This window comes from Arthrobacter sp. SD76, assembly GCF_049726125.1.
Taxonomy (GTDB): domain Bacteria; phylum Actinomycetota; class Actinomycetes; order Actinomycetales; family Micrococcaceae; genus Arthrobacter; species Arthrobacter nitrophenolicus.
In genome coordinates this window covers 4,208,394-4,228,391 of record NZ_JBNBLR010000001.1, presented here as the reverse complement: position 1 = coordinate 4,228,391, position 19,998 = coordinate 4,208,394, and the positions used below count along the sequence as shown (strand labels likewise).

General features: G+C 67.9%; 19 protein-coding genes and 3 pseudogenes. 6 read left to right on the top strand and 16 right to left on the bottom strand.

Features of this window, described 5'->3' with window-relative positions; genetic code table 11:
- Positions 1 to 2: 2 nt before the first annotated feature.
- Entirely contained in the window at positions 3 to 485 is a 483-nt protein-coding gene (locus ACPEE0_RS20460) for a pyridoxamine 5'-phosphate oxidase family protein (RefSeq protein WP_009359406.1), read from the top strand.
- Here ACPEE0_RS20460 and ACPEE0_RS20455 read toward each other — a convergent pair.
- The 3 genes from ACPEE0_RS20455 to ACPEE0_RS20445 all read right to left on the bottom strand — a co-directional run bounded on the left by ACPEE0_RS20455 (position 436) and on the right by ACPEE0_RS20445 (position 3,310).
- On the bottom strand, positions 436 to 1,920 hold the full coding sequence (locus ACPEE0_RS20455; RefSeq protein WP_424575180.1) for a phenylacetate--CoA ligase family protein: 1,485 nt from the start codon (positions 1,918 to 1,920) through the stop codon (positions 436 to 438). The two genes, ACPEE0_RS20460 and ACPEE0_RS20455, sit on opposite strands and share 50 nt — an antisense overlap.
- 100 nt (positions 1,921 to 2,020) lie before the next feature.
- Positions 2,021 to 2,641 carry a DUF6919 domain-containing protein gene (locus ACPEE0_RS20450; protein ID WP_009359408.1) on the bottom strand — a complete coding sequence of 207 codons (621 nt, stop codon included), beginning with the start codon at positions 2,639 to 2,641 and terminating at the stop codon, positions 2,021 to 2,023.
- A 66-nt stretch (positions 2,642 to 2,707) separates the two neighbouring features.
- Positions 2,708 to 3,310: a hypothetical protein gene (locus ACPEE0_RS20445; RefSeq protein ID WP_083875118.1), complete on the bottom strand. Its 603-nt coding sequence runs from the start codon at positions 3,308 to 3,310 to the stop codon at positions 2,708 to 2,710.
- A 133-nt stretch (positions 3,311 to 3,443) separates the two neighbouring features.
- On the opposite strand from ACPEE0_RS20445, the gene ACPEE0_RS20440 reads away from it, so the two are divergent.
- The gene (locus ACPEE0_RS20440; RefSeq protein WP_035753825.1) at positions 3,444 to 3,824 is read left to right on the top strand and encodes a VOC family protein; all 381 of its coding nucleotides are present in this window, start codon (positions 3,444 to 3,446) and stop codon (positions 3,822 to 3,824) included.
- 83 nt (positions 3,825 to 3,907) lie between these two features.
- Here the strand turns inward: ACPEE0_RS20440 and ACPEE0_RS20435 are convergent, their stop codons facing one another.
- Complete coding sequence (locus tag ACPEE0_RS20435; RefSeq protein WP_035753827.1) at positions 3,908 to 4,312, bottom strand: DUF5997 family protein; 405 nt, start codon at positions 4,310 to 4,312, stop codon at positions 3,908 to 3,910.
- Between ACPEE0_RS20435 and ACPEE0_RS20430 the strand changes: the two genes are divergently transcribed.
- Positions 4,275 to 5,108, top strand: a complete 834-nt coding sequence (locus ACPEE0_RS20430) for a LysR family transcriptional regulator substrate-binding protein (RefSeq protein WP_009359412.1) — start codon at positions 4,275 to 4,277, stop codon at positions 5,106 to 5,108. The two genes, ACPEE0_RS20435 and ACPEE0_RS20430, sit on opposite strands and share 38 nt — an antisense overlap.
- 203 nt (positions 5,109 to 5,311) lie before the next feature.
- On the opposite strand, the gene ACPEE0_RS20425 is transcribed toward ACPEE0_RS20430, so the two are convergent.
- The 3 genes and pseudogenes from ACPEE0_RS20425 to ACPEE0_RS20415 all read right to left on the bottom strand — a co-directional run bounded on the left by ACPEE0_RS20425 (position 5,312) and on the right by ACPEE0_RS20415 (position 7,249).
- Complete coding sequence (locus ACPEE0_RS20425) at positions 5,312 to 5,974, bottom strand: DUF3618 domain-containing protein (protein ID WP_407708850.1); 663 nt, start codon at positions 5,972 to 5,974, stop codon at positions 5,312 to 5,314.
- Positions 5,971 to 6,380, bottom strand: a pseudogene (locus tag ACPEE0_RS20420) (phage holin family protein). Before ACPEE0_RS20420 ends, ACPEE0_RS20425 begins: the two are co-directional and overlap by 4 nt.
- Before the next feature lie 17 nt (positions 6,381 to 6,397).
- Positions 6,398 to 7,249 carry a hypothetical protein gene (locus tag ACPEE0_RS20415; RefSeq protein WP_354176512.1) on the bottom strand — a complete coding sequence of 284 codons (852 nt, stop codon included), beginning with the start codon at positions 7,247 to 7,249 and terminating at the stop codon, positions 6,398 to 6,400.
- Positions 7,250 to 7,508: 259 nt separating this feature from the next.
- Between ACPEE0_RS20415 and ACPEE0_RS20410 the strand changes: the two genes are divergently transcribed.
- Entirely contained in the window at positions 7,509 to 8,093 is a 585-nt protein-coding gene (locus ACPEE0_RS20410; protein WP_009358088.1) for a MarR family winged helix-turn-helix transcriptional regulator, read from the top strand.
- Here the strand turns inward: ACPEE0_RS20410 and ACPEE0_RS20405 are convergent, their stop codons facing one another.
- The 9 genes and pseudogenes from ACPEE0_RS20405 to ACPEE0_RS20365 form a co-directional block, all read right to left on the bottom strand.
- On the bottom strand, positions 8,094 to 8,429 hold the full coding sequence (locus ACPEE0_RS20405; protein WP_009358087.1) for a hypothetical protein: 336 nt from the start codon (positions 8,427 to 8,429) through the stop codon (positions 8,094 to 8,096). It lies immediately after the preceding gene.
- Positions 8,430 to 8,475: 46 nt separating this feature from the next.
- Positions 8,476 to 9,732, bottom strand: coding sequence for a D-arabinono-1,4-lactone oxidase (locus ACPEE0_RS20400; RefSeq protein ID WP_424575179.1), 1,257 nt, complete (start codon positions 9,730 to 9,732; stop codon positions 8,476 to 8,478).
- A 97-nt stretch (positions 9,733 to 9,829) separates the two neighbouring features.
- A complete protein-coding gene (locus ACPEE0_RS20395; RefSeq protein ID WP_009358085.1) occupies positions 9,830 to 10,693 on the bottom strand; it encodes a pentapeptide repeat-containing protein in 864 nt (287 codons plus the stop codon).
- Positions 10,694 to 10,886: 193 nt separating this feature from the next.
- Positions 10,887 to 12,646, bottom strand: a pseudogene (locus tag ACPEE0_RS20390) (amidase).
- Complete coding sequence (locus ACPEE0_RS20385; protein WP_354176515.1) at positions 12,643 to 13,725, bottom strand: agmatine deiminase family protein; 1,083 nt, start codon at positions 13,723 to 13,725, stop codon at positions 12,643 to 12,645. Before ACPEE0_RS20385 ends, ACPEE0_RS20390 begins: the two are co-directional and overlap by 4 nt.
- A complete protein-coding gene (locus tag ACPEE0_RS20380; RefSeq protein WP_424575178.1) occupies positions 13,722 to 15,443 on the bottom strand; it encodes an amidohydrolase in 1,722 nt (573 codons plus the stop codon). Before ACPEE0_RS20380 ends, ACPEE0_RS20385 begins: the two co-directional genes overlap by 4 nt.
- A gap of 32 nt (positions 15,444 to 15,475) precedes the next feature.
- Positions 15,476 to 16,591, bottom strand: coding sequence for an MFS transporter (locus tag ACPEE0_RS20375; RefSeq protein WP_424575177.1), 1,116 nt, complete (start codon positions 16,589 to 16,591; stop codon positions 15,476 to 15,478).
- A 215-nt stretch (positions 16,592 to 16,806) separates the two neighbouring features.
- Positions 16,807 to 17,430 carry a TetR/AcrR family transcriptional regulator gene (locus tag ACPEE0_RS20370; RefSeq protein ID WP_009358083.1) on the bottom strand — a complete coding sequence of 208 codons (624 nt, stop codon included), beginning with the start codon at positions 17,428 to 17,430 and terminating at the stop codon, positions 16,807 to 16,809.
- Between the two features lie 28 nt (positions 17,431 to 17,458).
- Positions 17,459 to 18,172, bottom strand: a complete 714-nt coding sequence (locus ACPEE0_RS20365; RefSeq protein WP_009358082.1) for an alpha/beta fold hydrolase — start codon at positions 18,170 to 18,172, stop codon at positions 17,459 to 17,461.
- A 112-nt stretch (positions 18,173 to 18,284) separates the two neighbouring features.
- Between ACPEE0_RS20365 and ACPEE0_RS20360 the strand changes: the two are divergent.
- A pseudogene (locus ACPEE0_RS20360) lies at positions 18,285 to 19,857 on the top strand (sodium-dependent transporter).
- Positions 19,854 to 19,991 (top strand): methionine/alanine import family NSS transporter small subunit, encoded by a 138-nt coding sequence (locus ACPEE0_RS20355; RefSeq protein ID WP_009358081.1) that lies wholly within the window; start codon positions 19,854 to 19,856, stop codon positions 19,989 to 19,991. Before ACPEE0_RS20360 ends, ACPEE0_RS20355 begins: the two are co-directional and overlap by 4 nt.
- Positions 19,992 to 19,998: the final 7 nt, after the last annotated feature.

The following is a 19,998-nucleotide window of genomic DNA, read 5'->3' as shown; positions in this document are numbered from 1 at the left end:
ACATGACTGACGCCCAGGGCATCAGCAAGGTTACGGACATCATCAACGATTCCAGGATCGGGATGTTGACCACCATCAACGAGAAGGGCGCCCTTGTGAGCCGGCCGCTGGCAGTCCAGGAGGTTAAGGACGACGGCGACATGTGGTTCTTCACCGGGCTCGGCACGTCACAGGTCGCCCACGTCCGGGCCGACGCGCGCGTCAATGTCGCCTTCGGCCAGCGCACCGAATGGGTGTCCGTGGCCGGGACCGCCGAGGTTGTGACGGACCGGGCCAAGATCCACGAGCTGTGGAACCAGGCAGTCGAAGCGTGGTTCCCGGACGGACCGGACACCCCCGAGGTGTGCCTGCTGCATGTCGATTCGGACTCCGCCGAGTACTGGACCAGCCCGGGCGGCACCGCCGCAACCGTGCTGCAGTGGGTCAAGTCAAAGGTCACCCATGACCGGATGAGTGTGGGCGAAAGCGGCACCGTGGAGCTGTAGGTTTCGGTGAAGGGAAAGGCGGGGCAGCAGCCCCGCCTTTTTCGTTCTCCCCAATGCGGTGCTCAGTGGATATGTCATGGCTGGCCGCGCAGGCCCCGTACGAAGGGTGCTTTTCCAGGGCCGTCCTCTCAAGCCGGTCGACCAGTTCCACGTCCACCCGGGTGTCCATTGCGCCTGCTGTCTTGAGCGCGCCCGTTACTGCGTCGCGGACTCCTTCCATGGAAGCTCCCGGGGCGAGGCCGCAGAGAAGCACGCGGAGCCTTAAGGGCTCCTGGACAACCTGCCACCCGTTCCTGCCAGCTTCGTCGAGGATGTGGTGGAACACGATCGGATGGATCGCCACCCGGCCTGCTTTTCCGGGCAGGTGCAGGACGTCCTCCATCCGGCCTTCGATCTCGTGGAGCAGTGTGAAGGAGCGTCCGCAGGGGCAGCCGCGTCCGCCGAGCTTTATGGTGTCGGACATTTCGTAGCGGATGAGGGGAAGCGTCCGGGAAAACAGAACCGTGACGAGGAGCTTTGCCCCCGTTGTTCCGGCCGGTACCGGTGTTCCGGCCTGGTCCACGGGTTCGACGATCAGCAGGTCTTCGTAGACGTGGCGGTTTTGATGCGTGCAGGGAGATGCGATCCCTGCCGTCTCGGTGGCTGCGTAGACATCGAAGGGCTTGCTTCCCCATGCGGCCTCCAGTTCCGCCGCAGCGTGGGGGCTGAGGACCTCGGATGCGGACATGACGCCCTCCGGGGAGATGTGCAGGCGTCCGGCGCGCTGCTCCGCCGCGAGGGGTTTGAGGGCTGAGGCGTAGCCCACCAGGACCCTGGGTTGGAACCGGTTCAGCGCGGCAACCGTCTCGGCCATGGGCGCGGTAACGTCCAGGCGGAGGGCAGGGACAAGTCTGGAGCGCACGGACGCGCCGACGACGGCGGACTGGTGGGTGGGGACGCGCGAGCTGATTAGGGCCATTTTCAGGGGCCTGGTGAGCCCGACCGGGATCCCGGCCCAGTCGTTCGCCCGGGCGTAGGAGGCCAGGACGGTTGCCCACTCGGCGCGGTTCCAGACGAAGGTTCCGCGCCGGCCGGTGGTCCCGGCCGTTGCTGCAGCCCACCACCTGCCCTGCCAGGGCAGCCCCGGGTCTCCGTCGCTCTGGGCCAGGGCGCGCAAATGGTTTTCAAGGTCAGCGAGCCTCAGGCCCGGTGCGGTGACCGCCTCGTCGAAGTGGTCCATCAGGTCCGCCTTCGTCACCGGCGGCAACTGGTCCAGTGGGGCATCGCGGAGGCCGGCATGGTGGCGCCGGTAAAACGCCGAGCCGGCATAGGCTGCGCTGCGGAGCTCCTGGAGGGCGTGGTCCTGGTGTGCGGTGATCCGGGCGGCGTCCCAGTGATCCCTTCTCCGCCGGGCGGCGCGCAGGAACACCAGCCGAGAGAAAAGGCGGAGGTCCATGGCTGATGCCTTACCGGGTGCCTGTCGGGGAGCACGGCCGGAGCGGGACGCGCCCGGGGGTGGGGAGATTGCTCATGCCACAAAGTGTCAGGCCCGCAGGTCAGGTCCGGTAGTGCCCAACGTCCCGCCCGGTCAGGGCACCGAGCACGGCGGGAAGCAGTACACCGTTGCGTCCCCACACGGGGTCCAGGATCTCCACGTACCAGGAGTCGGCAAGCAGCAGTGCCAGGGCGTCATTGGTCTCGTCGGCCCAATCCCGGATCTGCGCCTCGTCCACCGGGTTCTCGCTCGAGCCCAGCACCGTGGTGACTTCCGCTCCGGCCAGGGTGACCGGGATTGACGCGCTGCTGGCCTCGCCCGGCGCGTGGGCCACCGTGACCAGGTCAGTCCGGGTGGACAGTGACAGCAGGTCTCCGGCAACGGCGGCGCTGCAGAAGCCTGTCACGTACTCCCGCTGTGCGGCGGTACCGGTCTGCAGGCCCGGCTGGGACTCCTTGGTGAACAGCCCGTTCCGGTTCAGCTCGGCCAAGGCCGCAGCTATCGGTCCCGTCTCCGCGTCGTAGCCCGCGGCGAAGTGACCGGGCTGGTACGAGCTGCCGCCCTCCAGCCAGCGGGCGGTGAGCTCACCGGCGGCTTCCAGGGTGGTGGCCTGGCGCCACACCCCGCGGTCCTCGAGCAGCCGGCCGAACTGGTCGCGCTCCGGCAATTCCTCTGGCTTCATCTCCGGATGCTATCGCCGGTGCGCCGGAACCTTCCAGCGCCGCCGACACACCACTTAACGTCCGGCCTATGCCTGCTCGGCGGGAATCCCGGCCGCCCGCTCGGCATCGGCCAGCGAGGCAGCAAGGCGCGTGACGGCGTCGGGATAGCCCTGGTGGGCATGGAGGCGCAGTTGGTCCGCCGTCCGCATCGCCTTGATGAACGCCGAGGTCTCCGGCAGGCGCACGTCCGTGAGGGCTGGATAGTCGATGCTGCACGCCGGGTCCAGCTCATAGCGCCGCCACCTGGCGACAACTTCGTCGTGCCGGGCAATAGCCGCCAGGTGCGCGGACTCCTGCTCGCGGCTGTTCTGCCGCGCCGCGCGCCGGCTGAGGTACCGCGGGGTTCCCCGGTACGCCGCAACGCCCGCGGCCACCCCGGCCGCGCCCAGGAACAGGCCGGTCCAGGGCGAGACCAGCGCAGGAATCAAAAGGGCAGGAACAGCGACGCATGCCCCAAGGAACAGGTCCCAGAAGAGCTGGTCCGACCGTTCCGGCTGCCCGTTGCCACCGGCAAGGGCACGGCGCCGGACCACAAAGACGGTGGCGGCGACGCTGGCTACCAGGACAGGCCCTGCCAGCAGCAGCGCCCACACCCCCTGGACCAATCCCTCGAACAAGGATTCCCCCATGGCTGACACCCGACCCTAACAGCGCCCGGGCCGCGGAATCCCGGGCTGGTCATTTAATTGCACAGTGTCCGGGACGCAGGGTCAATGGCCTGGAAGGTTCCCTGAAGCGGGGCTGGAACGTACGGTGAGGAGCATGAGACTCAAAATGTGCAGCATCCACGTCAAGGACCCCGCCGCCGCCCACAGCTTCTATACCGGAACCCTGGGCTTCGAGACCCTGATGGCCATGCAGGAGTACAACCTGTACATCATCAAGGACCCCGGTGCGGACGCGAATTCAGTTGGCCTGCTGCTGGAACCCAGCGACAATCCGATCGCAGCCAACTACATGAATGCCCTGCACGACGCCGGCCTCCCGGCCATCGTCTTCGGCGTCCCGGATGTCCAGGCCGAGTACGACCGGCTGATCAACGAGGGCGTGGTGTTCCGGGGCGAACCGGCCGAGGACCCGTCCGGCATCAGCGCCGTGTTCGACGACGGCTGCGGCAACTTCGTCCAGCTGCACCAGGACTGACATTCCTTAAAGAACAGAGGATTGTCCGCGGGTCCGCGCCTTTACGGGTGGGACCGGCGGACAAGCCTCTGATGCGGGAGAGCCTAGTTGGCCTGCGCGCGGGCTTTCTTTGCAGCCTTCTTCGCGGCCTCTTCCTTCACCCGCTGGGCTTCGGCGCGGACTGCGGCGTGCGTGGCGCGCTCGGTGACCAGCCACTGCGGGGGAGCCTGGAGCAGCGCGGTGATTTCCGCCGTCGTCAGCGCGTCCTCAACGCCGCCGCGGGCCAGGCCGCTGATGGAGATGTTCAGCTTCTGCGCCACCACGGGACGGGGGTGCGGGCCGTTGCGGCGCAGCTCTGCGAGCCATTCCGGCGGGTTGGCCTGGAGCTCGGCGAACTCCTCCCGGGTGATGGTTGATTCCTGGAACTCCTGCGGTGTTGCGGGCAGGTAGATGCCAAGTTTCTTGGCAACGGTGGCCGGCTTCATGGACTGGGAGTTTGCAGAGGTCATGCTTCAAGGGTATCCGGGCGGACGGTACTGTGAAGACGTGCCCACTGACAACACCACCCCGCCCGACGCATCCGAGGACTCCGACGCGGGGGAGCAGGCGGCGCCGCGGACCCTCCGCATTGCCTACGTGCCGGGGGTGACCCCCGGCAAGTGGATCCGCCGCTGGGAAGAGCGGATGCCGGACATTCCGTTGCAGGCGTTCATGCACGACGGCGGCGCGCACGTTGGCCCTGTCCGCGGAGGCCAGGCGGACATGGCCTTTGTCCGGCTCCCCGTTGAGCGCGACGGCCTGAGCGTCATCCCGCTCTACGAGGAGCAGCCGGTGGTGGTGGCTCCGAAGGGCCACGAAATCTCTGTGTTCGAAGAGGTGGCGCTCGCCGACCTGGAGCAGGAGTCCTTCCTGGATGTTGCTGCCCTCGGTGGGCCGGAAGCCGCGCTCCAGGTGGTTGCCGCCGGGGCCGGCCTGGCTGTCCTGCCCATGTCCGTCGCCCGCCACTTCAACGTCAAGGACACGGTGGCCCGCCGGCTCAACGGCGCCCCGGGAACCGAGATCGCCCTGGTCTGGCTGGCGGACGCCACGGACGAGGTCCTGGAGGAGTTCATCGGGATCGTCCGGGGACGCACCGCCCAAAGCTCCCGGCAGCCGTCCGCCCAGCCGGCCAAGGTGAAGAAGGATCCCAAGCCGGACCGCCGGGGCGGGGGAGTGCGGAAGCCGGCACCCAAGGTCGCCCAGCGCTATGCCCCCAACCCGGACAAGGGCCGCGGCAAGGGATCCCGCAAGAAGGGCAAGCGCTAGGGCCCTGGTGGAGACCTAGTACCGGTTCCGCGGGGGAACGTGGCCGGTGCGCGCCTGCCGCGCCTTCCGCGCACGCATGATGCGGCTGATGACGGTGGGCAGCAGGGCGAAAAGCAGTTTCTTCATGGCGTTGCTCCTTGGCTTAGGCGGGGAAGACCGAAGGCCGCCCTTCCGGACGGAAGAGCGGCCCTCGGCTGTTTGTCCTAGGTGTTTTGGACGTTGGTTTTGGCGTCGGTGGCGCGGTCCTTGACGTCGGTGGCGGCGTGTTGGCCTTCTGTTTTGACGTTTTGGGCTGCGTCGGTGGCGGTGGCTTTGACGTTTTCCATCGCTTCGCGGGCGGGTTCCTTGAGGTCCTGGGCCATGTCTTTGGCGGCCTCGGTGACCTGGTTGGCCAGGGGCTGGGCTGCGGTTTTGAGCTGGTCCGCGGCTTCGCGTTCTTTCTGGCTTGGCGGGATCAGGGAGGAGACGAGCATCCCGGCGCCGAAGGCGATCAGGCCTGCGGCGAGGGGGTTGCCCTGGGTTTTGGCTTTGACCTGGTCCGGTGCGTGGGACACGGCCGTGCCGGCGTCGGAGAGCCGGGCGGCGACGTTGTCCTTGGCGTCGTGGAGGGTGTCGCCGGTGTGGTGCAGGGCGTCGCTGGTGTGTCCGGTTCCGGTGTGCATGGTGTTCTGGACGCGGGTGGTGGCGTGGTCTGCTGTTCCCATGATTTTCTCCTTGACCCCGGTCACGGCGTCCCGGACTTTGTCGGTTTGGCGGTGGACGATGTTGGACGGGGTGACTTTGTCCGCGACGGCGTCCACGTTGGTGCCCAGCCGGGCGCGGGTGGCTTCGATGTCTTGGCGGATTGCGTCGGGGTTCTCGCTCATCGGTTGACCTCACCTGGTTTTAGGGTTGGGGGGATTTCGGAGAGTGTTTCGCCGGTCTGGGCAGGCCTTTGATCTGTTTGAGTTCCTTGCGGCCGATGCTGGCCAGGACCGCGGCGATGATGGCCCAGAGGACGGCGACGATCACGGCGGCCCAGCCAAGCGGCATCAGGGCGCCGAGGGCGAACATGAGGGCCAGGGACAGGAAGACCAGGACGAAGTGTCCGGCCACGCCGGCGCCGGCGAGCATGCCGGAGCCTTTCCCGGCGCGGCTGGCGGATTGTTTGAGTTCGGCCTTCGCCAGTTCCACTTCCTGGCGCATCAGGGTGGACAGGTCCCGGGTCACATCACCCAGGAGCTCCCCAAGGGAGGCGTTATCGGCCTTCTGATGCGCCTCACTCGGCGGCATCTCAGGAATCTGGCTACTCACAGTTGCCGCCCTTCCGTTGACCGGTAGGTGCCGTCAGCAGCACGGTAGCTGCCGTCCTCATCCCGGTAGGGGTCATCCTCGAAGCGGAGCGGGGTGTCCTCCGTGGTTCCAGCCGGAAGGGTGGAGGTGGATACCGGCGCTCCGGTGCCCACTGTCGGTTCCGTGAAAAGATCGTCCGTGCCTGCGGCGTAGACCGTTTCCTGGCGGAGCGGTGCTGCCGGCGGGGTGGCCGCCTGCTGTGCCAGCGTGCCCGTCACTCCAGTGCTGGTCTCCGGTGCGCCTGCCGTGAGGCTCCGCGTAAGGCGGCCCGCCAGGACGCCGGCACCGGCCGCAAGCAGCAGGAACGTGCCGGGGCGGTTGCGGGCGAAGCGCTGGACCTCGGTCAGCATATCGCCGGGTTCCTTGTTCTCAAGCCACGATGCGACCGATTCACCGCGCTGGGCGGCCTGCCGAATGAGATCGCTGGCCATTCCCTGCTGGTCCGGGGCGGAGGCCATGCTTTGCAGCTGGCTGGACAGGGAGCGGATGCCCTCCGCTGCCTTCTGCTGCTGCGTGCCGGCCTGGCTGGTCAGGCCGGACTTTGCCTGGTTCAGCAGGTCCTGTGCGTTGTACTTCGCCTCGGCAGCCACGTTGGCAGCCTCACTCTTGGCCGTCTGGGCGACCCCCTGGGCTGCGGTTGCTGCGTCGCTGGCTACATGCGAAGCCTCTTCCTTCGCCGCTTGCGTCTTGGAGGTGGAGGAGGTGTCCGCGGCAGCAGTCGTGTAGCTGCCATCAACTCCTGTGGCCTGTCCGGCGTACGGATCGGCCGGCGTGGTGTTCGGGGTCTGGGGCCATTGGTTCTCTGTCATCGGGCTCTCTTTCTCAAGGGTTAGCTGGCGATCAAGAACCAGCAGTGCTGGCGATTAGTAAGCATGGTTACTAACTAGATACTAAGCACACTTCCCTTTTGATGCGCAAGGGGCAGCGGCAAGCGCTTGTGATTTTGCGCGGCCGGGACGTGGGAGGATAGTAAGCCTACTTGCGAATTTGATGCTAAGCATGCTTATTGTAGGACCGTAGAGAAGCAAGTGCAGCAGCCTATTGCCACCTACAGGAAGGCCATGGCCGATGACGAGCAACCTTGATCCCGACGCCCGGAACAGCTACCGCCTCATCACGTTGGCGGCGCGGCTGGTCCAAAGGCGGCAGGATGATGCGCTGGCTCACTTGGGCCTGACGAGGGCTGCCGTTATTGCATTGGAGGGCCTGGCCCCGGGCCCGCTGAACCAGGAGCAGCTGGCCGACGCCATTCGGGTGCAAAGCCAGACGCTTGGCCGGATCCTTACCCGGCTGGAAGCAGCGGGGCATATCACCAGGACGCGGCAGGCAACAGACCGCCGGCAGCTCAAAGTCGAACTCACCGAAGCCGGACGCACGGCACTGGAATCGGCCCGGCATGCCGAGATCAATGCCTACCCGGATGACCCCAGCATTGGCTGGAAAGTGCTGCAGGACGAGCTGACCAAGTTCGTCAGCGCGCTGCCGGCAAACCGGCATCCGGAAGTGCTCCCCTTCGTGGCGCCGGACCACCGGACGCGGCGGCCGCACACGCCCAAGACTGGGGGCCGGCGCGGGCCGGGCGAGGAATTGGCCCAGGAGCCACAGTCCGATGCGCAGCCGGCTAGGGCCGTGGACCCCGAGCGGAAAGACTAGCTAAGCCGGGCAGGCGTCCTTCAATGCCTCGACGGACTCTTGCGGCACCTGGTCGCCGGCCTCCGCAATCTCGCCCAGCGGCGTCGTAATTTCCGCGGGAACCCCTGCCGTGCGGGCTGCAGAAACCAACCCGGCAAGGACCTGCTTGTCCTCCACGCTCACCAGTCCGTCCTGGACCACGGCACAGATCTGCCGGTTCACTTCGTCCGCGGCCGCCGTGGCAACTTTAGACGCGGCATCGTTGGCGGCATCGGTGGCAGCTTCCTCCACGGCACCGCAGCCGGCAAGCAGCAGCATCAGGGGGACGGCGGACAGGGCGGCGAGGCGGCGTTTCATGCTTCAAGCCTAGCCGCTGCTCCGCCGCCGCCCCGAGCGGGCAAAATCAGCGCGGGCTGGCCGCCGGCACCCCGAGTACGGTGTCCAGCAGCCCGTTCCGGAACTTTCCGTCAGGATCGTGCGCTGCCGCCAGCGAGCGGAACCCTGCAAAGCGGGGGTACAGCTGCTCCCAGTCATGGCCGGCGGGTGAGAACAGCTTGCCCCAGTGCGGGCGGGCCCCGAAGGGACGGAGCCGGTCCTCGAGTTCGGGAAGGAGGGCCTCCACCTCCGGCTGCAGGGGCTTCCAGGTGAAGTGCAGGGCGGCGCTCTGTTGGCGGTAGAACGGGCTGAGCCAGAAATCGTCGGCCGCGCCGGTGCGGATCTCCGAGACGAACAGCAGGGGTGCCAGCTTGTCTGCGAGCCCCCGCACCGCCTCGATGGCGGCGGGTGCGTGCTCCAGCGGAAGGATGAATTCGCTTTGCAGCTCCTCGCCCTTGCTGGGCGTGAACTCGTGGCGGAAGTGCGGCAGCCGGTCCAGCCAGGGGCCGGGCTCATCCATCTGCGGCGTGCAGTTTTCCGCGGACATGTCCGGCAGCGGGTGCCGGGGCCGGGCGGCGGCCGTAGCACCGAAGAGGCCGGCCAGGGGCGGTTCCTCGTCGAGAGCCTTGAGCCAGACCTGGCTGATGGCGTCGCCGGCATAGTTGGTGAAGAGGCTTACGCTGTAGGCGCTGGACACCAGGGCCGGAAAGTTTTCCAGTGCGCGGTCCCACGGCAGGTCCTCGAGCACCCGCTGGCGCATCCGGAAGCTGGGCCGGACGGACAGTTCCAGGCCGGTGACGACGCCGAATGCCCCCGATCCCACCACGGCGGCCAGGAACTCGTCGCCGTCCCCGCGGGACAGGGTGGCCACGTCGCCGCCGGGCCGGACCAGCTCGATGGTCTGGACGGCGCCCGCCAGGGACTGGTTGCCGACGCCGGACCCGTGCGTGCCGGTCTGCACCGCGCCCGCCACCGAAATGTGCGGCAGGGAAGCCAGGTTATGGATGGCCAGGCCCCGCCTTTCCAGCGTCCGGCACAGCTCGCCGTAACTGACGCCGCCGCTGACGCGGACGGTGGCTTTCGCCGAATCGGGCTCGATCTGCCGGGGCAGGGCGTCCAGCAGAACGTGCACGCCATCCGTGTCGCCCACCGTGTTGAAGGAGTGCCGGGACCCCAGCGCCTTCACCCGGGGCGACCGGGCAACAACCTCGGCCAGTTCGGCCACGGACCCGGGCCGCTGCACCTCACGGGATGAGTAGTCGAGGTTTCCTGCCCAGTTCTTCATAAAGTCGGCTTTCGGTCGGCGGGGATGGCTCCCTCCACTGTCAGCGCTAACAATCGCGGTGTCAAGGCGGACAGCAGCCCGTCCGCCCCGCCGGGGATCAGGACCCCTTCCAATGGTCGGGATGGGCCAGCACCGGCGGGAGCAGCGTGGCGAGGGTTCCCCGGGCAGCGCTGACCTGCGCCTGGGTGAGGAACAGTGCGCTGGTGAGGTTGGCGCCGTCGAGCCTTGCATCGCGCAGGTCCGCACCCAGCAGGTCCACGCCCGCGAGATCGGTGTCGCGGAGGTCGGCCCCGATGAGGCAGGCGCCGCGCAGGTCCGCCCCGCACAACCGGCCGCCGCGCAGACGGGCACCCGCCAGGTCGGCACCGGCATGCAGCCGGCCGGCCCCGGGATCACCGTCCGCGGCGAAATAGCCGGCCCGGATTTCCGCGCTGACCTCACCCAGCACATCGCGGGCCCGGCCGTGAAGGACGTCGAGGTCAAGGTCCAGCAGGTCCTGGAGGGTTCCGTCCGCCGCGGAGGCCAGCTCCTCCCGCAGTTCCCGCACCTCGGCAGCAGTGTCCGGGCTGAACACCCGTGCCTCGGCCCCGGCCAGGTGCCAGAGCATCTCATGCAGCTGCTTCATGATCTTGAAGGCCCCGAACATGGCAGGCCCGGACTGCGGGCTGGCACGCCAGCTGACACCCTGGAACAGGCCCTGGCTGACTGCCTGGCCGGCACCGAAGCAGTCAAAGACAGTGCAGCCCCGGAAGCCGCGGGGCCGCAGCCGGTCATGGATGGTGCAGGAGAAGTCCGCCCCGAGGTTGGGGCACGGCGAGGCCGGCGGTTTGTCGATGGCAAAGTCCGCCGAGCGGGTAAAGCCGAAGGCTGTACAGCACAGCGCGAAGCAGCGTGAGCAGTCAGCCCGCAGCCGATTCTGATCTGGGACCGGGGCGGTGGTGCCCGGGGGCAGGATGTTCATGGTGTCTCCCGACGATGGTTCCGGTTGGGGTGTGGGGAGGAGGGGAACTCGTCGTGGAGTTCCCCTCCGGGGCACGCGGAATCACCGCTCCGAAGGGGAGCGACGGGAGGAAGCAGCGGAGGCTGCGGGTCACAGGCAGGATATGAAGATCACTGCCTCCAGAATATCCGTTTCCGGGGGTGATGCCAGGAGATCAGGCGCCAGCGGCAGGGGTGCGCGGCGGCGGGACGCGTCGGCTGCCGGTGGCCTCGAAGGCCGCGGCCAGGTGCAGCAGTGCCGAATCGCTGTACGCCTTGCCGGCGAAGGTGAGGCCAACCGGCATGGCGATGTCCGGTGCCAGTCCCATAGGTACTGTGACCGTGGGGATGCCGAGGTGCCGGGCACCAGGTTCCCGTTGGCCACCCACACGCCGTTGCGCCAGGCGAGGTCAGCCGAAGCTTCGTTGACGTCTGCGTCCGCCCGGCCGATGTCCGCGACTGCCGGGAAGACGACGGCGTCCAGGCCAAGCCCGTCCATCCACTCTTCCAGGTCCACCCGCCGCGTTTCCTCTAGCCCCTTCAGCCCTTCTTCGAGGTGGGGGATGTCCGCGAGGGAGGGGACCCCGTGCTTCCGGATCCAGGCGGGGTAGTCGCTGATGTCGTCGTCGAACCCGTCGTACCGGTCCGGCAGGGAACCGTCCGGAGCGGGGAAGATGGCGGCACCGTCGACGTCGGCCAGCCGGTTCAGGTGCGGGTCCCCGTTGGCGTCGAGGAAGTCGTGCCATGACCAGGCGGAGAGGTCCACGATTTCGCGGCGCAGGTAGTCCGGCGACACCAGGCCGCGGGTGGCGATGGTGGGCGCGCCGGGGCGGTCGCCCTCATAGTTGGACACCACCGGGAAGTCGACCTCGACGACGTGGGCGCCGGCGGCTTCCAGGTCTCGCCGCGCGGCGTTCCACAGCTCGATGAAGGACTGCCGGGTTTCGATGCGCTGCCCGGTGGGGCCGCCGATCCCGCCGGCGGGTGCTGTTCCGGCCTCCGGGTCCGCGTTGATGTACATCCGGGGGATCCCCAGCCGCTTGCCGGCGAGCACACCCCTGGCGGCTGCGCTGTCCGGGACCGCGAGCTCCAGGTAGGAGGCCGGCCGCACCTCGGAGGCCTTGGGAACCGGCACCCACTGCTGGACCCGCCAGAAGTCGCCCCGGGTCTGCGCGTCGTCCGCCACCACGGCGTCCAGGACCTCCAGCAGGTCGTCCATGGTCCGGGTGTGCGGCACCACCACGTCCATGGTGGGGACCAGCGGCCAGTTGCCCCGGACGGAGATCACGCCGCGTGAGGGGGTGTAGGCGCAGAGGGCGTTGTTCGACGCCGGCGCCCGGCCTGATGACCAGGTTTCCTCCGCGAGCCCGAAGGCGGCGAAGCTGGCGGCCGTGGCCGTGCCGGAGCCGTTGGAGGACCCGGAGGCGAAGGCGGCGGTGAGGTAGTCCGCGTTGTACGGGCTTTCGGCGCGGCCGTATACGCCGCGCTGCATACCTCCGTTGGCCATGGGCGGCATGTTGGTCAGCCCGATCAGGACGACACCCCCGGCGCGCAGCCGTTCAATGGTGAAGGCGTCCTTCTGGGCCACCAGGTCCTTGAAGGCGGGAGATCCGGCGGCCACCGTGAGGCCGCGGGCCTGGTAGCTGTCCTTTGCGGTGTAGGGGATGCCGTCCAGGGGTCCCAGGGTGGCGTTCCGGGCGCGGCGATCGTCGGATGCCTTGGCGTCGGCGAGGGCGTCCGGGTTCATCACCACCAGCGCATTCAGATGTATTCCGGAGCAGTCATACTTCTCGATCCGCGCCAGGTACAGCCGCACCAGTTCCTCGCTGGTGACCTCCCCCGACTCCAGTGCCTCACGGAGTTCACTGATGGAGGCCTCGACGACGTCGAAGCGGGCCTTTGTGCCCGGTGTGCCGGCTGTTTCGGCGAGCCTCATGCCGCACCTCCCCGCGCTGCCGGCTGCTGCTGGGTGATGCAGTGGATGCCGCCGCCGAAGGCGAAGATGTCGCGGGCGTCCACCAGTTCCACGGTGCGGCCGGGGTAGGCACGCTCCAGGATGCCGGCGGCGATGGCGTCGTTGGGATCATCGAAGGCGCACAGCACCACCACGTTGTTTGCCACGTAGTGGTTGATGTAGGACCAGTCCACGAAGCCTTCGTCGTCCTTGAGCGTGGTGGGGGCGGGGACGTCAATGATCCGGAGGGGCCGTCCCTGCGCATCCAACTGGCTGGCGAGAGCTGCCTTCAGCTGCAGGTAGACGGCGTGGTCCGGGTGGGAGGGGTCGTCCTGCCGGTGCAGCAGGATAGTGCCGGGACCGGCGAAGGCGGCCACGATGTCCACGTGCCCGCGGGTGCCGAACTCGTCGTAGTCGCGGGTGAGGCCGCGGGGCAGCCAGATGGCCCTGGTGGTGCCCAGCGCGGCATGGATCTCGGCCTCCACCGAGTCCTTGGTGGCTCCCGGGTTGCGGCCGGGATCAAGCTGGACGGTCTCGGTCAACAGCACGGTTCCTTCACCGTCCACATGGAATCCGCCGCCCTCGTTGACCAGGGAGCTGGACCTGACGGGAACGGAAGTCTCCGCCGCGATGGTGCGGGCAACGTCCTGGTCCTTGTCCCACGCGGCCCACTCCTGCGCGCCCCACCCGTTGAAGATCCAGTCCACGGCAGCCAGCGAACCGTCCGGCTGGTGCACGAAGGTGGGTCCGCTGTCCCGGAGCCAGGCGTCATCGAGGGGGACTTCGAGCACGGTGATGCCGTCGCCCAGCCATTCCCGGGCTGCGGTGGCATCGCGGGGATCGGCCACCACAGTGACGGGTTCGTAGCGGGCGATGGTCTGGGCCACCTTGGTCCAGGCGGCGCGCGCGCGGTCCAGGGTTGGACTTCCTACTTCGCCGAAGGTGTCGTTGGGCGGCGGGAAGGCCATCCAGGTGCCCTGGTGGGCGTCCCATTCAGCGGGCATGGACGTTGCCGGTGCCGGTTCGGTGGCGGCTGCGGTGGGGGCGGGAGCGGGTTTCATCGGTATTCCTGGGTCTTTCGGTCTGGCTTGTGGTGGGGAAATGTCTTAGGCGGGCTGGCCCACGCGGGCACCGGCTGCGGCGGGACGGCCGGCCGGGAGACTCCGGCGTCGTACGCCACCTTGCCGCCCACAACGGTGAGCCGGGTGGAGTTGGTGAGCAGTTCGGCGGTGTCCGCCTGGAGCGGGTTGGTGTCCAGGACGGTGAAGTCCGCCAGATAGCCGGCGGCGATCCTGCCCTGGCGGTCTTCGGCGCGGCAGGAGTAGGCGGCGTCCCGGGTGGCGTGGCAGAACGCGTCAGCAAGCTTCAGGGCGTAGCGGGGAAGGTTTGCGTCCAGTGCGGGGTCAAGGGCGGAGCGGCGGGTGGCGGCAATGTACATGTTGGGCAGCGGCTGGTGCGGTGCCGTCGGCGCATCGGTGCTCAGTGCAAGAGTGGCGCCGGCCTCCGTGAACTCGGTCCAGGGGAAGGCCCGCTCGCAGCGGTGGTCGCCCAGCATGCTGCGCCAGGTGTCCTGGATGGCAGGGTCCGCGTGGACGGGCTGCATGGAAGCCACGACGCCGAGGGCCGCCAGCCGCGAAACGTTCGCCTCCGTGACTGTTTCCAGGTGTTCGATGCGGTGCCGGCGGTCCCGCGGCCCGTTGCGGCGGTACGCCTCCTCCAGCGCATCCAGGGCGATGTCTGACGCTTCGTCGCCGATGGCGTGCAGGGCGATCTGCAGCCCTGCGGCGTCCGCCGCAATCACCACCGGGGTCAGCGATGCGCGGTCCCAGACCGGCTCGGCGCTGCTGCCGTCCGCGTACGGCTCCTTCATGGCGGCGGTGCAGCTGTCGATAACGCCGTCCACCATCAGCTTGATGCCGCAGATCTGCAGCCAGTCACTGTGCAGTTCGGCCGCCAGCCACGCGGCCTTGGCCACCTGTGCCAGGTTGTCGGACTCCGCTTCGTGGCGGGCCACCAGGAGGTGGCCCTTGACCCGGATGGGCAATGTGCCGTTCCGGCGTTCCATGGCGCGGCGGAAAGCAGCCAGGTCGTCGTCCTGGACGGCCATGTCCACGGCACTGGTCACGCCGACGGCCAGGTAGTTGGCGAAGGCCTCCTCCAGCTGTGCGTCGCGGTCCTGGTCCGTGGCCTGCGCCGCAAGGGCGGGCCAGATGATTTGCTGGACTGCCGTTTCATACAGCACCCCGTCAGCCTCGCCCGTCCCAGGGTCGCGGCCGATGCGTCCGCCGATGGGGTCCGGGGTGTCGTTGTCGATGCCCAGTTCCGCCAGGGCCGCACTGTTGACCCAGACGGAGTGCAGGTCATTGGCGTCCAGGTAGACGGGGCGGTCCGGGACCGCTGCATCCAGCAACTGGCGGGTAGGGGGCTGCCCGTCGAGGGCGCTGTGGAGCCAGCCGGCGCCGAGGATCCGCGGTGCATCGCTGGCCGCAGCAGCGTCCCGGAGGCGCTGCTGCAGTTCGGCGAGGCTGGCGGCGTCCCGCAGCTGGACCTTCTGCAGGGCCTGGCCCGTCATCAGCAGGTGGGTGTGCGCATCTACGAAGCCGGGCAGGACAAAGCGGCCTTCAAGGTCCACTTCCGCAGCGCCTTTCCCCGCCGCGATGCGGGCACCGGCTTCGTCCCCCACGTGGATGAACTGTGATCCTTCCACGACGAAGGCTTCCGCGGGAGCGCCGTCGGCGGTGAACACGGCGGCGTTGGTATACAGCGTGCGTGCAGGCAAGGGAGTGCTTTCCTTCAGGTCGGAGCAGGGCATTAGACGATGGCCGCCTTGTTGATGTTGGTCGGGGGGTTGCCGACCGCCTCCCGGTCGATCCGGACGGACAGGCGGGAGATCAGGATCAGCGGAACAGCCAGGACCAGGGTCATGCCCGCCAGGACGTAGCCGAGGACGTCATACCCCGCCGAAGCCGAGAGGAACGTTCCGAAGAACGGGGCGAATGAGGACCCAATCAGGTAGACGCCGAGCACGGGGGCGGACCAGCGCCCGGAGGCGTCCAGCGCGGCCGCGGTGGCCACGATGTAGATGAAGGCCAGCATGTAGATGGTGTTCCAGGCGATGATCACTGCCATGTAGAGGCCCGGATCGGTCACTGTTCCGGACAGCATCTTCAACGCTGCCCCCGCCACCAGCGCCACGGCCAGCGGCGCTGTCCTGCCCAGCCGGCGCCCGGCCAACCCGATGAGGCCAGAGGCGAGGAGTCCGCCGAGCGTGGAGAGGCTGAGGACCAGCCCCATGCCGGTTTCGTCGAGCCGCGCCTGGTCGGCGCCCATGGTGGCGGCCACGGCCCAGAGGGAATCCTCACTGAGGGCCCACAGGGCGAAACAGGCCAGCAGGCCGAGCCCGGCGAGGGTCGTGGACCGGGAGCCCTTACCCGGGGCGGCGGCTGCCCGCGGCCCGTCGGTGGTACTGGCGGGGCTGCCCGGCAGCCAGGCGGTGGTGAACAGGGCCGCCAGGGCAAGGCCCGCGAGCAGGCCGAACGCACTGCCCATGCCCGCGCCCAGAACAGGGACGACAAAGAGAACCACGGAAACGATCACGCGGTTGGCGAAGCCGCTGAGGCCCGAGGCGCGGTCCGGGTTGCGGAGGGCGCCCAGGGCGGCCCCGCCTGCCGAGACGGCGCCGCCCGCGCCGAGCCCGCCGATCAGGACGCCGGCGACGACGACGGGAACGGACGGGATGAAGGCTGCGGCTGCGAAACCTGCCGCGGCAAGCCCCAGACCGGCGCGCGCCACCAGGTACCTTCCTTTTCCGGCTGCCAGCCTGGACGACAGCAGGCATGCGACGGCGCAGGCGAGCAGCGAGCCGGTCATCAGGGTGCCGGCTTCGGTGTCCGAAAAGCCGAGTTCGCCGGTCAGGGCGACGATCATGACGGGAACAGGTTGGCGGTCATGAAGCCGACGACGCTGATGCCGAAGACGGAAACCGCCCGGCGCGGCGTCAGGGGTACGCGCCCTGTGGTGGGGTCGTCCTGGGACATGGAATTCTCCTTGCTGGGATGGAGTGAATGCCGTCACAAAATGAATGGCCTTCATTTATTATGAAGATGGACCCCGCCCGGCACAAGGGTTTTAGTGAAAGCCTTTCAGAAACTTATTTTTGTTACCTCCCGGATCCCGGCCACGATCGTCGCCAGCCCGAAGGCGAAAGCGGCGTCGGAGCGCTCGGCAGGGGAGCCCAGTCCGCTGATGGCTGCAGTCAGCGCCGGAAATTCTCCCGGCGGGGGAGACCAGACGACGTCGGGGGCAGTCAGTTCCAGTGCGGAGCCGAGGACCAGGTAGTCCACGGTGGTGATGGCAGGGACGATGACCGAAAGGTCCAGGCCTGCCTTGCCCAGGACGATCGCCATATCCTCGTAGATCCGCATCACGCCCAAGTCCTGCACGGTCTGGGTCACCAGGAGCGGCACCAGCCGGGGGTGGTCCACCAGGCAGTCGCGGTACTCGTGGGCCAGGGTCCGAAGTGCCTCGTCCCAGGGCAGGCTGGCAGGGTCAAGGTGCCTCCGTGCGGAGAACTCGGAGAAGACGAGTCCGCGCATCAGCTCGATGATGTGTTCGCGGTTGTCGATGTGGTTGTAGAGCGAGGCCTGGCTGACGCCAAGTTCCTTGGCCACTTTCGGGAAACTGAAGTCTCCGGTGGCATCGACGAGGGACAGAGCGGCGCGGATGATGGCATCCACGGACAGTTGCGGTGATCGGGGGCGCGGCATGGGAACTCCTAGGCACGGGGCGGTCCGTTCAATGTAGCTGGCCGTTCCGGTCCACGGCGGCGAGGATGGCCCCGGCCAGTTCCGCCGGCCTGGTGAACTGCGGCCAGTGGCCAGTGGGCAGGTCCACGTATTCCACGTCGCGGACCCGGGCAAGCTCGGCCACGAATGGATGGCCTGCGTCGATCCATTCGCGCAGCATGGCGGAGGGGAATTCGCAGGCGATGACTGTGGCGGGGACGTCGTAGCGCCGCTCGTCGTGCAGGTGCTGCGGATCGTAGGCCACGCCCCTGGGCTGCGGAATGGCCCGTTCGCGGAATTTCCTGCGGAGGCCGTCGTCGAGGTCCACCAGATCGGCGTCCTCGAATCCTTCCCAGGGCGGAAGCGGAACGTCGTCGCCGTCTGCAGGCAGTTCGTCGTTGATCACGCCGCCCTCACCGAGGGGGCCGCTGTCCACGTAGATGGCCCGCGCAATCCTGTCCGGGCGGGCATCAACCACCCCGTGGATGATGGCCCCGCCGCCTGAATGGCCCACGAGCACCACCTTTCCGTCCGTGGCGTCCACTTCCGCGGTTACGGCGTCGATATGCTGGCGCAGGCCGATGCCGGCACGGTTGGCATCCACCGACTCCAGGCCGGGAAGGGTGAGGGGATGCGTGCGGTGTCCCGCCGCCTCAAGCGCCGGCGTCACCTCCTCCCAGGATGAAGCGTCCAACCAGAAACCGGGAACCAAGATGATGTCCATGACGGAACCCTACTCTCCTGGGGTGACAGAAAGGCCGCCGGCCAGGCCTTCCCGGGTGCGCGCACAACAGAGGGGGCTTTTGCAGGCGGAAGGGCAGCAGTAAAGTCCGGACATGACTGCTTCCTCGCCAGCGCAGCCCGCCAGTCCGGCCAAGCGCGAAACATTCTCGTCCCGCCGGCTGTTCATCCTCTCCGCCATCGGCTCGGCGGTGGGGCTGGGCAACATCTGGCGCTTTCCCTACATCGCCTACGATAACGGCGGCGGTGCGTTCCTCATCCCGTACCTGGTGGCCCTGCTGACGGCCGGCATCCCGCTGCTGTTCCTCGACTATGCGGTGGGCCATAAGTTCCGCGGCTCGGCGCCGTTGGCCTACCGGCGGCTGCACCGTGCCGCCGAACCACTCGGCTGGTGGCAGGTGCTGGTCTGCTTTGTGATTGCCGCGTACTACGCGGTCATCATCGCCTGGTCCGTTATGTATACGGTCTTTTCTTTCACCGAGGCGTGGGGAGATGACGCCGAGGGCTTCTTTTTCGGGAACTTCCTGAGCATCGCCGAAGCCCCGGCCTGGGATTCGAATACGTGCCGTCCGTGTTCTTCCCGCTGCTGCTGACCTGGGCCGCCGTCATCCTCATCATGGTGGCCGGGATCAGGAAGGGCATCTCCCGCGCCAACGCCATCCTGCTGCCGCTGCTGATGGTGATGTTCCTCCTCCTGGTGGTCCAGTCGCTCTTCCTTCCCGGCGCGGCCGAGGGCCTGAACGCCTTCTTCACCCCGGACTGGGCGGCGCTCGCAAATCCGGCCGTCTGGGCGGCGGCCTACGGACACATCTTCTTCTCCCTTTCCGTGGGGTACGGCATCATGGTCACCTACGCCTCCTACCTGAAGCGCCGGACGGACCTCACGGGCTCCGGCATGGTGGTGGCCTTCTCCAACTCGGGCTTCGAGATCCTGGCCGGAATCGGCGTCTTTGCCGCCCTTGGCTTCATGGCCCAGGCTGCGGGAACCGCCGTGGACGAGGTGGTGACGCAGGGCATCGGGCTGGCGTTTGTCGCGTTCCCCACTATCGTGTCCCAGGCCCCGTTCGGAGCCTTCATGGGCGTGCTGTTCTTCGGGTCACTGGTCTTCGCGGGCATCACGTCCCTGATCTCGGTCCTCGAAGTCATTGTGGCCGCGGTCCAGGACAAGCTCGGCTGGGGCCGGGTCCAGGCGTCGCTGGTGGTCAGCGGGCTGGTGGCGGCGGTCTCGCTGGGCCTTTCCCCACGGCCACCGGCCTCTACCTGCTGGACACCTCCGATGCGTTCGTCAACAGCTTCGGCATCACGCTCGGGGCCCTGGTCACCGTCGTGGTGCTCGCCTGGTTCCTGCGCAAACTGCCTCTGCTGTCCTCGCACTTGAACAGGATCTCCACCGTCAAGATGCGGCGCACGTGGATGATCCTGGTGGCTGGCGTCGTTCCACTGGCGCTGATCTACATGGTGTCGAACGAGTTCATCAGCAAGATCACCGCCACTTATGAGGGCTACCCGGAATGGTTTGTGGGCATCTTCGGCTGGGGTATGGCCGGGGCCCTGGTGGTGCTGGCGCTGGCACTGACATTCATTCCCTGGAGCCACCGGTCCAAGGCCCACCACGACCCCGAGTACGACGCCGTGGTGGCCGACGAGGAGAAGGAGAAGGCACTGTGACGCCGATAGCCATCACCATGATGATCATCGCCATCCTCACGGTCTGGGGCGGCCTGGCGCTTGCCCTGCTGAACCTGAAACGGCATCCGGAGGACGAGGGCGCGCTGCCTGAGGAGCGCGCCCCCGAACTTTGACGGAAGG

Coding starts and splice junctions, on each gene's coding strand:
- ACPEE0_RS20460 (WP_009359406.1), top strand. CDS start 3: ATGACTGACGCCCAGGGCATCAGCAAGGTTACGGACATCATCAACGAT.
- ACPEE0_RS20455 (WP_424575180.1), bottom strand. CDS start 1,920: ATGGACCTCCGCCTTTTCTCTCGGCTGGTGTTCCTGCGCGCCGCCCGG.
- ACPEE0_RS20450 (WP_009359408.1), bottom strand. CDS start 2,641: ATGAAGCCAGAGGAATTGCCGGAGCGCGACCAGTTCGGCCGGCTGCTC.
- ACPEE0_RS20445 (WP_083875118.1), bottom strand. CDS start 3,310: ATGGGGGAATCCTTGTTCGAGGGATTGGTCCAGGGGGTGTGGGCGCTG.
- ACPEE0_RS20440 (WP_035753825.1), top strand. CDS start 3,444: ATGAGACTCAAAATGTGCAGCATCCACGTCAAGGACCCCGCCGCCGCC.
- ACPEE0_RS20435 (WP_035753827.1), bottom strand. CDS start 4,312: ATGACCTCTGCAAACTCCCAGTCCATGAAGCCGGCCACCGTTGCCAAG.
- ACPEE0_RS20425 (WP_407708850.1), bottom strand. CDS start 5,974: ATGAGCGAGAACCCCGACGCAATCCGCCAAGACATCGAAGCCACCCGC.
- ACPEE0_RS20415 (WP_354176512.1), bottom strand. CDS start 7,249: ATGACAGAGAACCAATGGCCCCAGACCCCGAACACCACGCCGGCCGAT.
- ACPEE0_RS20410 (WP_009358088.1), top strand. CDS start 7,509: ATGACGAGCAACCTTGATCCCGACGCCCGGAACAGCTACCGCCTCATC.
- ACPEE0_RS20405 (WP_009358087.1), bottom strand. CDS start 8,429: ATGAAACGCCGCCTCGCCGCCCTGTCCGCCGTCCCCCTGATGCTGCTG.
- ACPEE0_RS20400 (WP_424575179.1), bottom strand. CDS start 9,732: ATGAAGAACTGGGCAGGAAACCTCGACTACTCATCCCGTGAGGTGCAG.
- ACPEE0_RS20395 (WP_009358085.1), bottom strand. CDS start 10,693: ATGAACATCCTGCCCCCGGGCACCACCGCCCCGGTCCCAGATCAGAAT.
- ACPEE0_RS20385 (WP_354176515.1), bottom strand. CDS start 13,725: ATGAAACCCGCTCCCGCCCCCACCGCAGCCGCCACCGAACCGGCACCG.
- ACPEE0_RS20375 (WP_424575177.1), bottom strand. CDS start 16,591: ATGATCGTCGCCCTGACCGGCGAACTCGGCTTTTCGGACACCGAAGCC.
- ACPEE0_RS20370 (WP_009358083.1), bottom strand. CDS start 17,430: ATGCCGCGCCCCCGATCACCGCAACTGTCCGTGGATGCCATCATCCGC.
- ACPEE0_RS20365 (WP_009358082.1), bottom strand. CDS start 18,172: ATGGACATCATCTTGGTTCCCGGTTTCTGGTTGGACGCTTCATCCTGG.